This is a genomic window from Paraburkholderia sp. MM5384-R2, assembly GCF_014201025.1.
In the GTDB taxonomy this organism is placed as follows: domain Bacteria; phylum Pseudomonadota; class Gammaproteobacteria; order Burkholderiales; family Burkholderiaceae; genus Paraburkholderia; species Paraburkholderia tuberum.
This window is the reverse complement of the sequence record NZ_JACHDI010000016.1, coordinates 44,870-59,037: the sequence shown is the minus strand read 5'-3', so window position 1 is coordinate 59,037 and position 14,168 is coordinate 44,870. Positions and strand designations below refer to the sequence as shown.

6 protein-coding genes are annotated in these 14,168 nt (G+C 65.0%); 1 reads left to right on the top strand and 5 read right to left on the bottom strand.

Translation table 11 applies throughout. The annotated features are described in order from the left end of the window. Positions 1–86: 86 nt before the first annotated feature. The 4 genes from putA to hemE all read right to left on the bottom strand — a co-directional run bounded on the left by putA (position 87) and on the right by hemE (position 10,319). Complete coding sequence (gene putA, locus HDG37_RS23530; protein ID WP_184051720.1) at positions 87–4,025, bottom strand: trifunctional transcriptional regulator/proline dehydrogenase/L-glutamate gamma-semialdehyde dehydrogenase; 3,939 nt, start codon at positions 4,023–4,025, stop codon at positions 87–89. 881 nt (positions 4,026–4,906) lie between these two features. Beyond that, positions 4,907–6,337 (bottom strand): YeiH family protein, encoded by a 1,431-nt coding sequence (locus tag HDG37_RS23525; RefSeq protein WP_184051718.1) that lies wholly within the window; start codon positions 6,335–6,337, stop codon positions 4,907–4,909. 169 nt (positions 6,338–6,506) lie between these two features. Continuing rightward, positions 6,507–8,744 carry a primosomal protein N' gene (locus HDG37_RS23520; protein WP_184051716.1) on the bottom strand — a complete coding sequence of 746 codons (2,238 nt, stop codon included), beginning with the start codon at positions 8,742–8,744 and terminating at the stop codon, positions 6,507–6,509. Positions 8,745–9,218: 474 nt separating this feature from the next. Beyond that, on the bottom strand, positions 9,219–10,319 hold the full coding sequence (hemE, locus tag HDG37_RS23515) for a uroporphyrinogen decarboxylase (protein ID WP_184051714.1): 1,101 nt from the start codon (positions 10,317–10,319) through the stop codon (positions 9,219–9,221). 297 nt (positions 10,320–10,616) lie between these two features. Between hemE and HDG37_RS23510 the strand changes: the two genes are divergently transcribed. After that, positions 10,617–11,408 carry a transporter substrate-binding domain-containing protein gene (locus HDG37_RS23510; RefSeq protein ID WP_184051712.1) on the top strand — a complete coding sequence of 264 codons (792 nt, stop codon included), beginning with the start codon at positions 10,617–10,619 and terminating at the stop codon, positions 11,406–11,408. 797 nt (positions 11,409–12,205) lie between these two features. Here the strand turns inward: HDG37_RS23510 and HDG37_RS23505 are convergent. Next, positions 12,206–13,936, bottom strand: coding sequence for an AMP-binding protein (locus tag HDG37_RS23505; protein ID WP_184051710.1), 1,731 nt, complete (start codon positions 13,934–13,936; stop codon positions 12,206–12,208). Between the last annotated feature and the right edge of the window lie 232 nt (positions 13,937–14,168).

Below are 14,168 nucleotides of genomic sequence, written 5' to 3'. Positions count from 1 at the left end.
GCTTCTCCTTGATACCAGGTGTGGATAAAGCGGTGTCGGGGTCGCCGTGCCGCTTCCTTTCTATTGAAGAAATCGCCGAGGTTCGCTCAACCGATCGTCATCAAATTCGCATTGCCGCCTGCCGCCGCGGTATTCACGCTGACCGAGCGCTCGGTGAGCAGACGCTCGAGCGCGTAGTCCTCGTCGCCGCTCGCGAGCGCACGGGCCGCGACGCCCTGCACCGACACGATCGGCCCCGCGCGCTTCGCGACCTCCTTCACGAGCGCGAGCAGCTCATCGCTGTCGCCTTCGAACAGCACGGCGTCGAACGGCGCGTCGGCGCTCTTCTTCACGCTCGCGTGGGCCTTCAGCGACGCCGGCAATTGCGAAACCAATTGTTCACCGGCCGCGCCCTCGAACAACGCACGATTTCCCGTAGCCAGCGCCGCCGCGAACTGCACGCGCGCGCCGCTCGCCGTCGACGCGATACACAGCACCGTGCCGCGCGGGCCCAGCGTGTACGTATTGCGCTCGCCGGTCGGCCCCGACAGTACCGCGGTCGCGCCCGCCGGCACATGCGACAGATAGCCGTCGCAACGCGCGGCAAGCTGCGGCTCGCGCTCGGCGATCAGCCAGTCGCGCAACGCGCTCAGCGCGGCCGCCGGATTGTCGCCCTGTTCTGCCGCCTGCGCCGCCTGCGGTACTTCGACCACCAGCGCCTGCGCGAGCGACTTCGGCAAACCAGCCGGACGCGTTGCGAGCAGACGCTGCAGATATAACGCACCGCCGGCCTTCGGCCCCGTACCCGACAGTCCTTCGCCACCGAACGGCTGCACCCCGACCACCGCGCCGATCACGTTGCGGTTCACGTAGATGTTGCCTACGTGTGCGCGGCTGATCACGTGCGCGATCGTTTCGTCGATGCGCGTGTGGATGCCGAGCGTCAAACCGTAACCCGTCGCGCGAATCTGTTCGAGCAGCTTGTCGAGCTGGCTGCGGCGATAGCGCACCACGTGCAGCACCGGACCGAACACTTCGCGCTTCAGTTCGTCGATGCTGTCGAGCTCGATCAGCGTCGGCGGCACGAAAGTACCCTGCGTCGCGCCCTCCGGCAGCGGCAGTTGCTCGACCTTGCGGCCCTTGTCGCGCATCCCCGCGATGTGGGCGTCGATGCCGCGCTTCGCGTCCAGGTCGATCACCGGGCCGACGTCGGTCGACAGCCGGTCCGGGTTGCCGAGCGCGAGCTCGCGCATCGCGCCCGTCAGCATGTCGAGCGTGCGGTCCGCGACATCGTCCTGCAGACAAAGAACGCGCAACGCCGAACACCGTTGACCGGCGGAGTCGAAAGACGACTGCAGCACGTCGGCGACGACCTGCTCGGCGAGCGCCGACGAGTCGACGATCATCGCGTTCTGACCGCCGGTTTCGGCGATCAGCGGAATCGGCTTGCCATCCGGATCGAGTCGGCCGGACAGCGTCTTGTTGATCAGACGCGCGACTTCGGTCGAGCCGGTAAACATCACCGCACGCGTGCGCGGATCGGCGACCAGCGCGGCGCCGACCGTGTCGCCATTGCCCGGCAGCAGTTGCACCGCGCCCGCCGGCACGCCCGCTTCGCGCAGAATTCGCACCGCTTGAGCTGCGATCAGCGGCGTCTGCTCGGCCGGTTTCGCGAGCACCGTGTTGCCGGCCGCGAGCGCGGCGGCCACCTGGCCCATGAAAATCGCCAGCGGGAAATTCCACGGGCTGATACAGACCACCGGACCGAGCGGCCGATGCGTGTCGTTCGAAAACTCGTCGCGGATCTGCGTCGAGTAGTAGCGCAGGAAGTCGATCGCTTCGCGGATTTCCGCGACCGCGTTGGCGAGCGATTTGCCCGCTTCGCGCACCACGAGGCCCATCAGCGTGTGCATCTGCGCTTCGAGCAGATCCGCGGCGCGCGCGAGGCAATCCGCGCGCGCCTCGACCGGCGTCGCCTGCCAGATCGGCGCGGCGGCCACCGCATGGCCGAGCGCGGCGCTCACATGCTCCGCCGTCGCTTCGACGACCGTGCCGACGAGATCACGATGGTCGGCCGGGTTGCGCACGTCGCGCCCGGCGCCGACCGCGATCTGGTTGTCTTCGAGCATCGGCGCGGCGCGCCACGGATGATGCGCGCTCGCGAGCAGCGCCGACGACAGCGACGCGAGCCGATGCTCGTTCGACAGATCGAAGCCCATCGAATTGAGCCGTTCCGCGCCATACAGGTTGCGCGGCAGCGGAATGCGCGCGTGCGGCGCGCCGAGCGGCACGATTCTCGACGCTTCCTCGACCGGATCGGCGACCAGCTCCTTGATCGCGACGGATTCGTCGGCGATGCGATTCACGAACGACGTGTTCGCGCCGTTCTCGAGCAGCCGGCGCACGAGATACGCGAGCAGCGTCTCATGCGTACCGACCGGTGCGTACACGCGGCACGGGCGGTTCAGCTTGTCGCGGCCGGTGACTTCTTCGTAGAGCTGCTCGCCCATGCCGTGCAGGCACTGGAACTCGTACTGGCCGGGGTAGTAGTTGTTGCCTGCGAGCTGATAGATCGCCGACAGCGTGTGCGCGTTGTGCGTCGCGAACTGCGGATAGACGGCATCGGGCGCGCCGAGCAGTTTCTTCGCGCAGGCGAGGTACGACACGTCGGTGTAGACCTTGCGCGTGTAGACCGGATAGCCTTCGAGGCCGTCGACCTGCGCGCGCTTGATTTCCGTATCCCAGTACGCGCCCTTCACGAGCCGCACCATGACACGGTGGCGGCTGCGGCGCGCCAGATCGATCAGGTAGTCGATCACGAACGGGCAGCGCTTCTGATACGCCTGCACGACGAAGCCGATGCCGTTCCAGCCTTGCAGCTCCGGATCGAAGCACAGCGCTTCGAGCAGGTCGAGCGAGAGTTCGAGGCGGTCGGCTTCTTCGGCGTCGATATTGAGGCCGATGTCGTAGCGGCGCGCAAGGATCGCGAGCGAACGCACGCGCGGCAGCAGCTCGCTCATCGTGCGCTCCTGCTGCGCGCGCGAGTAGCGCGGGTGCAGCGCCGACAGCTTGATCGAGATGCCGGGGCCCTCGTAGATGCCGCGGCCGCCCGCGGCCTTGCCGATCGCGTGGATCGCCTGCTCGTACGACGCGTAGTAGCGCTGCGCGTCGGCCTCGGTGGTGGCCGCTTCGCCGAGCATGTCGTACGAATAGCGGAAACCGCGCGCCTCGTACTTGCGGCTGTTCGCGAGCGCTTCGGAAATGTTCTCGCCGGTCACGAACTGCTCGCCCATCAGGCGCATCGCCATGTCGACGCCCTTGCGGATCAGCGGTTCGCCGCCCTTGCCGATCAGGCGCGTGAGCGCCGACGACAGGCTCGTCTCGCTATTGGTCGTCACCAGCTTGCCGGTGATCATCAGGCCCCAGGTCGCCGCGTTGACGAACAGCGACGGCGCCTGGCCGACGTGCGATTTCCAGTCGCCCTTGCTGATCTTGTCGCGGATCAGCGCGTCGCGGGTCGCGCGGTCGGGAATGCGCAGCAGCGCCTCGGCGAGGCACATCAGCGCGACGCCTTCCTGGCTCGACAGCGAAAATTCGTGGATCAGCCCTTCGACGCCGCCGCCCTTGCTCTTCGAGCGCAGCGTTTCGACGAGCTTGCCGGCCATCGCCTGCACGTCGCCGGCGAGGTTGACCGGCAGACGCGCCTGGCCGAGCAGGAACGGCACGCACTCGGGTTCGGGGCGGCGATACGCGGCGGTGATCGCCGCGCGCAGCACCGACTGCGGTTGCACGTTCTGCGCAAAATCGAGGAACGGATGGGATGCGCCGTCTTCCTCGTTCTCGACCGCCGCGCCGTCGGCGAGATCGGCCGTGCCGGTCGCGCCTGACAGTTCGGCCGGCAACTGGCCGTGCTCGATCTTTTCGAGGTAGGCGAAAATCGCCTGCTTGATCAACCAGTGCGGGGTGCGCTCGAGGCGGGTGGCGGCATCTTTGAGCCGGGAACGCAGGAGGTCGTCGACCTTGACGCCAAGGGTGGTGCTAGCCATGTTTCCTTCTCTGATATCGGGCGCGAGCCTGGCGAAAGACTAAAAGTTGGGCGAATCGTACGCCTCCAAATAAAAAGGTGCAACCAAATCGGCAGGTTGGTTGCACCCCGTCGGAAGCCTTATGGAACATGGGTTTCCGGGCGGTGACCGACAGTCGGACCGGGGTGTTTTCGATCGGTACTTTCCCTGGCGTGATTCTTTTTGAAATAAGCCTTATCAAACGACTTCGCGCGCCGATATACAGAAGCACGAAGACGGACGGCCCGAAACGTCGGTTTCAGGGCACGCAGAAAAGATAAACGGGGTTCTCGAGGGTTGGTGTGATGGAAAAGTGGCTGGTAATACTGGGCGTCTGGGCGATGTGCGCGGCCTGTGCGGTGTTTTTCATTCGAGGCGCGACAAGGGGCTCGACTCGGCGCGAAGAGGAGCGCAAGCGTGCGAGCGCGGCCTCGCGTGGATCGGCGGGCGATACGCGAAACGCGCTGAACGACTGAGATCAGGAGAGGGCGCGCAACGGCTCATGAAGCCGGATGCGCGCGAATGTGGGGATTCGCGACTGGATTGGCGCGGGGATTTGCGCCTGAAGATCGCTGTTGGATCAGCGCGGCCCGAGCGACGGCGCAACCGGCTCGAACCGCGCACAGACATCGCCGGGCGATACCAACTGGTCATGCAGACCACACAGTCGGCTATCGGCGACGCTCGCGCCGAACCCTGAACTGAACACGGCAAGCCCTGGGATACGCTGCTCGAGCACATCCCGTTCGCTCACGCGATGCCGGCATGCGGCGCAGCAGGGGGCGTCTGCCGCGCTGCTGCGCTCTACGGCGCCTACGTATGGCGCAGCGCCGGCGCCACGATCCATCGAAATCTTCACGGCGTTATCCGAGGCTGTTCCAGTACGACGCGAACACGTGTGCGGACAGCGCGTAACCGATCGCGATATTGACCACCACGCCCGCCGTGAACGCGAGGAACGGCTTCAGACCGGTCGCGGCAAGCGAGCGGAAGCGCGTCGTCAGACCGATGCTCAGGAAGCAGAAGGTGAACGCCCACGTGCGCAGCACCGTGATCGGCGCGACAAACTCCGGCGTGACGACCTTACGGTAATCGGCGAGTGAATAATGGCTCGCGATCCACGTGACCAACGCCGACGCGATCACGAAGCCGATCACGAACTTGGGGAAACGCGCCCAGATCTCACCGGCATTCGCGCGCGCGGCGACGCCGCTGTCCTGCGCTTCCCAGCGCGTCGTCGCGACGATTGCGAGCACGAACGCCCAGATGCCGATCCAGATGTCGCGGCCGACCACCTTCATCAGCGTGAAGGCCTGCAACGACGCTTCCGGCGCGCCGGCGATCGCGCCGCCCGCGTGGCGCGCGAAATCGCCGTAGGCCTGGGCGGCGGCGATGCCCGCGGCGTCGGCGAATTCGGAGGTGCCGATCCAGGCGCCGGCGACGGCCGTCGGCAGTCCGAGCGAGCGCGACGCGAACGGCAGCACGAAGATCATCACGATCGCCCACAGCACGACCAGCGTGATCGCGACCGACGCCTGCTCGCGTTTCGCCCGTACCGCGCCGGCAATCGCGATCGCCGCCGACACGCCGCACACCGCGCCGCCGACACCGAGCACGGCGGCAAAGCGTCGATCGAGTCCGAATGCTCGCGCAACGAGAAAGATCACGAAGAACGTCACCAATGACACGATGCTCGCCTGGACGACCGCGACCGGACCTGCCCACACGAGCAGCGTGAACGGCAGCGTCGCGCCGAGCAGCACGATACCGACCTTGATGTAAAACTCGACGCGCAGCCCGGCCGCGAGCCACTCCGGCAGCGTGAACAGGTTCGACACGAGCAGCCCGAGCGCGAGCGCGACGAGCGGCGGCTCGAGGTTGTACCTGGACGCGTCGACCCATGCGCCGAGCGTCAGAATCAGCGCGGAAGCGACGAACACCACGACGAACGCGGCGAGAAACGCGCCGACGCGCTGCCGGAGCAGGGCGACGCTCGCGCCGAACAGCACCGCGAATGTCGCGAATAGCGCGAGGTAGTTGGGTAGATGCTTGCCGATGTCCTGCGCGGCCTGCGCGACGCTCGACCATTTGGCCGGCGCGACCGCGAGCCACTTGATGCTGCTGCCCGACGCGAACAGTGCCCACGCGATCACGATCACGAGCAGGCCGACGCCCGCGGCGAGCCAGTCTTCGGTCAGCGAAAAGCCGCTGCCTCGTGCGGTTTGCGCGTCTTGTGTACCTTGCCGCTGACCCGGCGTGGCGCCCTCCGGCACGGTGTGATGGGTGTCGCTCATTGCAGATGCCCCGCGAAAGTTGAGTGGCATCGGCGCGAAGTTATTGTCGTTTAGCCCCAAAATGCGCCGATTTGGCGACTATAGGCGAGCGGGATCGCAAAGCGAAACGATCATTCGCTCTATGGATATGACTCAAAGAAGTATGGCGGGCGTCATCTGGCCCGTGGCGTCAGATGTCGAGCGGATCGACCTCGAGGTTCCAGCGCAGCACGCCCTTGAGCGCGCGCAACAGTGGCTGCCACGCGCGCAGCGTAGCCTGCAGCGCCGCGCGCGATGCGCTTTCGATCAGCAGCTGCGCGCGATGCACGTGCATCACCTTGACGATCGTGAGCGGCACTGCGTCGTAGACGGTGACGCGCCCGGCGGCAGGAATCCGCGCAAGTTCGGCGGCGGCCTGCTGCAGAAACGCGAGCGCCGCTTCGAGCGTGCGGCCTTCGGCGCGCAACAGCGCCTGGTAGACGAACGGCGGCAGGTGCGCGTCGCGTCGCTCGGCGAGCGTCGCATTGGCGAAGCCGACGTAGTCATGACGGCACAGCGCGTGATACAGCGCGTGACGCGGATAGCGCGTCTGCACCAGCACTTCGCCCGGCAGACCGGCGCGGCCCGCGCGGCCGCTCACCTGCATCAGCTGCGCGAACAGGCGCTCGCTCGCGCGGAAATCATGCGAAAACAGCGCGGTATCGGCGTTCAGCACGCCAACCAGTGACACGCGCTGGAAATCGTGGCCCTTCGCGATCATCTGCGTGCCGACCAGAATATCGACCTCGCCCGCGTGCACGTCCGAGAACAACGCCTGCGCGCTGCCCTTGCGGCGCGTGCTGTCGGCGTCGATACGCAGCACACGGGCGCCCGGCACCGCGCTCGCAAGCGTTTCCTCGACGCGCTGCGTGCCGCGCCCGAGCGGTGCGATATCGACGTTGCCGCACTCCGGGCACGAGCGCGGGATACGAGACTCCCAGCCGCAGTGATGGCAGCGCAGCGCGCGCTCGGGCTTGTGCAGCACGACGTAGGCGCTGCAGCGCGGACACCCGGCCACCCAGCCGCACGCGTCGCAGGCGAGTTGCGGCGCGTAGCCACGACGGTTGAGGAACACGAGGCTCTGCTCGCCGCGTTCGAGCCGCGCCTTTATCGCGGCGATCAACGGGCCCGACAAACCTTCGATCGATGCCCGCCCGCGCCGGCGCTCGTCTTCGAGATCGATGAGACGCACGCTCGGCAGTGCGGCCTCGGCGACGGCGCGGCGCGACAGCGTGAGCCGCTCGTAGCGGCCCTGATCTGCCTGCCACCAGCTCTCGAGCGACGGCGTCGCCGAGCCAAGCACGACCGGCACGCCGAGTTGCTTCGCCCGATAGATCGCGAGATCGCGCGCCGAATAGCGCAAGCCTTCCTGCTGCTTGTAGGCCGGATCGTGCTCCTCGTCAACGACGATGATCGCCAGCCGCGGCAGCGACGCGAGCACCGCGAGCCGCGTGCCGAGCACGATGCGCGCGCGGCCGGTGTGCGCGGCGAACCAGTTGCGGGCGCGCTCGCCTTCGGCGAGGCCGCTATGCAGCGTGACGATCGCGCTGGCGTCGAGCGCGGCGAAGCGGGCGCGGAACGCCGCCTCGAACTGCGGCGTCAGGTTGATTTCCGGTACCAGCACGAGCGCTTGCGCATCGGGCTTGCCGGCCAGAATCGCGGCGAGCGCGCGCAGATACACCTCGGTCTTGCCGCTGCCCGTCACCCCGTGCAGCAGGAACGGCGCGAAGCCGTGGGCGTCGCGGATCGCTTCGACGGCACTCGCCTGTTCGTCGGTGAGGGTTGGCAGGGCAGGCGCGGGCATGTTCGGCAGCGACGCGGCGGCGGGCACCGTGGCGGCGTCGATCACATCGAGCGTGACCCAGCCTGCCGTCTGCCATGTGTCGAGTGTCGCCAGCGCCTTCGGATGCAGCGCGCGGGCGTCGGCAGCGAGGAGGAAGTCGGCTTGAGCTAGCGCTTGCGCGAGCGCTCGGAGCGCGGTCGCGCGGGCCGGCAAGGCGTCAGGCAATACCGTGCGGCCCTCGGCCGTCAACCGATAGCGCTCTTCCGGCGCGAACAGCCGCGACCAGCGCGACGCGTCGCGCAGCGCCTGCGGCAGCCCCGGCAGCGCCACTTCGCCGAGACCGCGCTGATAGTAGTCCGCGGCGAATGCGGCGAGCGCGAGCCAATGTGTCGACACCGGCGGACACGCCGTGCAGACCTGATCCACATCACGCAGGCGCTCGGCCGGCACGTCGCTGTGAGCGGTCACTTCGCAAACGAGCCCCACCACGTGTCGCTTGCCAAATGGAACGCTGACGAGCGTGCCTACGACAGCCGCCCCGGAGATGTCGCAGCGGTAGTCGAACAGGGTCGGCAGCGGATGGTCGAGCGCGACGCGGACGAACATTTCGTTCACTCGGCGTGGCGCTAAGGATGAGCCGGCACGAGGCCAACTCGCGGCGCGGGGTGGGTCGCATGGGACGCGAAGCCGTAGAAGTTAAAGTAAAACCTTAATTTCACCGCTAAGTTTTGGATTCGACTGAACAATTGCGCTCGGCTCGCGGCCCTGTGGATAACTTTGTTGAGAACTTCGCTTCGACGGGCCGCAAACGGCGCCGCGACGGCCTTGTGTGGGATTCCGCACATTTCCTCACGCGCCCGGCAAACCCTTGCCCGGCAAGGCTCAGATCAAATGCGCCGAGTATGTGCAAGGGTCGGGGCACGATTAAAGTCTCTACCGCGCCGCAGCGTGCGAAGTGTGCATAAGTCAGCTCTTGACTTTCGTAAGACCACCATCTGGCGGCGTATTCGCGGAGCTGCGGTCCTTAGGGCGAGAGCCCAATTCGCTGCAATGCAACAAGAAACGGTAATGATTACACAGTCACGCGGGCGTATGTGCGCCACTACGAATAGCGCGGCTGTGACGATGCACTTCGTCGACCAGTTCAGCAACATGCTCTGGCGGCGTGAACTGTGAAATGCCGTGACCCAGATTGAAAACGTGGCCGGGATGGTTGCCGAAACTGTCGAGCACCGCGCGCGCTTCCATGCGGATCGCGGCAGGCGGCGCAAACAGCACCGACGGATCGATGTTGCCCTGAAGCGCCACCTTGCCACCGACACGCTCGCGCGCCTTGCCGAGGTTCACGGTCCAGTCGAGGCCCACCGCGTCGACGCCGCTCGCGGCGATGTCGTCGAGCCACAAGCCGCCCCCCTTCGTGAACGCGATGACGGGCACTTTTTCGCCGTCGTGTTCGCGCTTCAGCTGGCTGACCACCTGCTCGATGTAGCGCAGCGAAAAGCGCTGATAGATGCCATCGGCGAGCGCTCCGCCCCATGTGTCGAAAATCATCACCGCTTGCGCGCCAGCTTCGATCTGCGCGTTCAGATATGCCGCGACCGAGCGCGCGTTGACCTCGAGAATCCGCTGCAGCAGATCGGGACGCGCGTACAGCATCGATTTGACGGTGCGAAAGTCCGCCGAGCCGCCGCCTTCCACCATGTAGCACGCGAGCGTCCACGGGCTGCCTGAGAAGCCGATCAGAGGCACGCGCTGGCGGCCTTGCGCGTCCTTCAGCGCCGAGCGGATTTCACGCACGGCGTCGGTCACGTAGCGCAGTGTCGCGTCGATGTCGGGCACCGCGAGGCGCGCGACGTCGTCTTCGGTGCGCACCGGACGGGCAAATCTCGGCCCTTCGCCGTTGACGAACTCGAGACCGAGGCCCATCGCGTCGGGCACGGTCAGGATGTCGGAGAACAGGATCGCGGCGTCGAGCGGATAGCGATCGAGGGGCTGCAAGGTGACTTCCGTCGCGAAAGCCGGGTTCTTCGCGAGACCGAGGAAACTGCCCGCGCGACCGCGCGTGGCGTTGTATTCCGGCAGATAGCGGCCAGCCTGCCGCATCAGCCAGATCGGCGTGTAGTCGGTGGGCTGGCGCAGCAGCGCGCGCAGAAAAGTGTCGTTCAGGAGTTGATGGGCCACGTTGCGTGCGACTGAAGAGCTGAGGGCAAAGGAGCATTTTACCGGAGGCGGCTCCGGACATCGCGCGTCGCGGGGTAATGAATGTCGCGACGGCGCGTCGTGGGAAGCGGGCGGGAAGCAGCTCGGACGCACCTCGATCAACTACCGCCCGCCACTGCCCGCACGGGTCAGGGTCGATGTCTTCCGCTGCCCGGGTCGCCCTGGCTGAACGACCGATGTTCAAGCCCGCGCTGCCAAGCTACTATCCGACAGCTTTACCCATGAATTGCACACTACAACACACCACCAGGAGACTCGATGAAGAAGGCAGCACTCGCAATGCTCGGCGCGCTCGCCGGCGTCCTGATGCACGTCGGCGTAGCCAGCGCGCAAAACGCCGCGCCCGCGCCGTCCAGGCTCGACGACATCATCAGCCGCGGCACGCTGCGCGCTTGCACTACCGGCGACTACAAGCCGTATTCGTTCTACAGGGGCGATGGCCAGTTCGAGGGCATCGATATCGACATGGCTGAATCGCTCGCGAAGTCGCTCGGCGTGAAGGTCGAGTTCGTCAAGACGTCGTGGTCGAACCTGATGAACGACTTCGTCGCAAAGTGCGACATCGGCATTGGCGGTGTGTCGCCGACGCTCGAGCGCCAAAAGCATGCGTTCTTCACACAGGCTTACATGATCGACGGCAAAACGCCGATCGTCCGTTGCGACGACGTCAACAAATATCAGACGGTCGCGCAGATCGATCAACCGTCCACACGAGTGATCGTCAATCCGGGGGGCACCAACGAGAAGTTCGCGAAGCAATACTTCACGCACGCAAACGTGACCGTTTATCCGGACAACGTGACGATCTTCAAGCAGATCCTCGCGGGCAAGGCGGACGTGATGGTGACGGATGCTTCGGAAACGCTGCTGCAGCAGAAACTCAATCCCGGCCTCTGCTCGGTGCATCCAGACAAGCCGTTCCAGTATGGCGAGAAGGCCTGGTTGCTACCGCGCGGGGATGTCGCGTTCCAGCAATACGTCGATCAGTGGCTGCATCTCGCTCGAGCGACCGGCGAGTATCAGGCTATCTCGGACAAGTGGTTGAAGTAAGCCGACCGTGTCCGTTGGAGGCCGTCAGTTGCTGAATGATTGCGAGGGCGGCCTGCGCAGGCCTGAAGATTTGGTGCCGGCGATGATGTAACGAAGGGCGATGTCGTCGGGTCGTATAACTGTCCGGTCAGGTCCAAGGTGCAGCGATGCGCCCCTTTCCAATACGCTGCACAAGCGGATTCGCTTTGCTGCATTGCATCACAGGTTTCTCATCGAATTGCGATGTATTTCGGGGCAGGGTCACTGCGCTGGTTCCGCAGGAAATTCGTCGCTCGAACGCTGCGGACGCAACCATTTCACGCTGATGAGTGACCCAATTTCTGCTGCACCAGGCGTCATGAATGGCATCAATTATGCGTATTAAATTGCGGCGTAGTCATCGGCAATAACTACGTTTTAAAGGTTTGATTTTGGCAATAAATCCCGCAGCGCCTTATCTGGCGGGCGTTACAACCTGAAACACTTTGTTACCGCGTTCATAGGGTAATTCGCCCACAATGCCCTCAACGGTTTCAACACGGATGTGGCTGTGTGCGTGGTGTGAGCGGATACGATGCACTTGCCGGTCGGCGCTTGCCGAAGCCCTGTAAAGGGGCATCCCTGCTGGGGCCGTCATCGACGCAGGGGCGTCGTGATAACCGTCCCATCTTTGGTCTCCTCGCGCTAACCCCGTAGCGTGTGGTTTTTAGCGGGCTCCAGGCCCGCTTTTTTTTCGCCTGCTCAAACGTTTGCGCGCGACAAATCCTCGCCGCGCAACTCCTGTTCTATATTTGGCTGCGCAGCGTGCGGCGGCGGCGTCATGCCGTCTTATCCTCTCTGAGTTTCAACTCGCCGATCATCCGTTCGCGCATCACGAATTTTTGCACCTTGCCGGTCACGGTCATCGGCAGTTCATCGACGAAGCGGATATATCGCGGCACCTTGTAGTGCGCAATCTGTCCCTGGCAGAACTGCTGGATTTCTTCTGCCGTCGCCTGTTCGCCGGTCCGCAGCACGATCCACGCGCATACTTCTTCGCCATACCTGGTATCGGGCACGCCGAACACCTGCACGCTCTGGATCTTCGGGTGACGGAACAGAAACTCCTCGATCTCGCGCGGATAGATGTTTTCGCCGCCGCGAATCAGCATGTCCTTCAGCCGGCCAACGATGTTGCAATAGCCTTCGGCGTCGAGCGTCGCGAGGTCGCCCGTGTGCATCCAGCCGTCAACGATACTCTCGCGCGTCTTCGCGTCGTCCCCCCAGTAACCGAGCATCACCGAGTAGCCGCGCGTGCATAGCTCGCCCGTTTCGCCGACCGGCACGATATTGCCGAGCGGATCGACGATTTTCACTTCGAGATGCGGCTGGATGCGCCCGACTGTCGTCGTACGCTTGTCGAGCGGATCGGTCGTCGAGCTCTGGAACGAGACTGGGCTGGTTTCCGTCATGCCGTAGGCGATCGTGATCTCGCTCAAGTGCATTTTCGCGACGACCTTCTTCATCGTCTCGATCGGGCACGGCGAGCCCGCCATGATGCCGGTGCGCAGCCGCGAGAAGTCGTACGAGGCGAAGCTCGGATGGTCGAGTTCTGCGATGAACATCGTCGGAACGCCGTGCAGCGCGGTGCATTTTTCCTCCGCGGTCGCGGTGAGTGTCGCGGCCGGATCAAAGCCCTCGCCCGGAAACACCATGTTCGCCCCGACCGACACGCACGCGAGCACCGCCAGCACCATCCCGAAGCAGTGGTACAGCGGCACTGGAATGCACAGGCCGTCCTGCTCGCTGAGCCGCATCGCCATCGCGATATAGCGCGCGTTGTTCACGACGTTGCGATGCGTCAGCGTCGCGCCCTTCGGATTGCCCGTCGTGCCGCTCGTGAACTGGATGTTGATCGGCTCCCGGCACGACAGCGTCGCGCCGATCGCATCGAGCCGAGTGGCGTCGAACGACGCACGGCCACGCTCGATCACGTCGGAAAAGCTCAGCATGCCTGGCGTCTCCGTGTCGCACATGCGGATCACGTAGCGCAGTTCCGGCAGCCGCGCGGCATGCAGTTCGCCCGGCGGCTGCGTCGCCAATTCGGGCGCGAGTTCCTGCAGCATCTCGAGGTACATCGACGTCTTGAAGCGCTCGGCGGTGATGATCGCCTTGCAACCGGCCTTGTTCAGCGCGTATTCGAGCTCCGCGAGCCGGTAGGCAGGATTGATGTTGACGAGGATCGCGCCGATACGCGCGGTCGCGAACTGCGTCAGCAGCCACTCGACGCGGTTCGGCGACCAGATGCCGACGCGATCGCCCTTCGCGATGCCGAGTGCAAGCAGCCCGGACGCAAGCACATCCACTTCCTGCGCGAATTCGCTCCACGTCCAGCGGATGCGCTGCTCCCGAAACACCACGGCCGGCCGGTCGGGAAAGCGCGCCGCGGTGTCGCGCAGAAGCTCGCCGACGGTCGCTTCGCTCAACGGATTTTCAGTCGACCCGCGCACATACGACAGTCCATCCGCGGGTTCGACGAGCGCACCTTCTCCCGAGCTATGCGTTGCCATGGTGTTGTCTCCGTGAGCGCAAGCGCGCTCGATTGAAATGAATTTGAAATCGATTGTGCACCGGCGCGTATCCGGCCGGCATCAAGTCTTACCCGCACCGCGTCGCATCGACCGCGGCGAGCGGCGACCGTCCGTTTCTCCAACCTCGTGGATTTTGCCGACCTTTACGTAAACGTCAACTAGCTATCAAAAAAAAGCAGCCGCGCAGGCTGCTTTCTTCTACTACGTGCTG

Excerpts from the sequence above, each read along its gene's own strand:
- putA (WP_184051720.1), bottom strand. The coding sequence starts at position 4,025 with ATGGCTAGCACCACCCTTGGCGTCAAGGTCGACGACCTCCTGCGTTCC.
- HDG37_RS23525 (WP_184051718.1), bottom strand. The coding sequence starts at position 6,337 with ATGAGCGACACCCATCACACCGTGCCGGAGGGCGCCACGCCGGGTCAG.
- HDG37_RS23520 (WP_184051716.1), bottom strand. The coding sequence starts at position 8,744 with ATGTTCGTCCGCGTCGCGCTCGACCATCCGCTGCCGACCCTGTTCGAC.
- HDG37_RS23510 (WP_184051712.1), top strand. The coding sequence starts at position 10,617 with ATGAAGAAGGCAGCACTCGCAATGCTCGGCGCGCTCGCCGGCGTCCTG.
- HDG37_RS23505 (WP_184051710.1), bottom strand. The coding sequence starts at position 13,936 with ATGGCAACGCATAGCTCGGGAGAAGGTGCGCTCGTCGAACCCGCGGAT.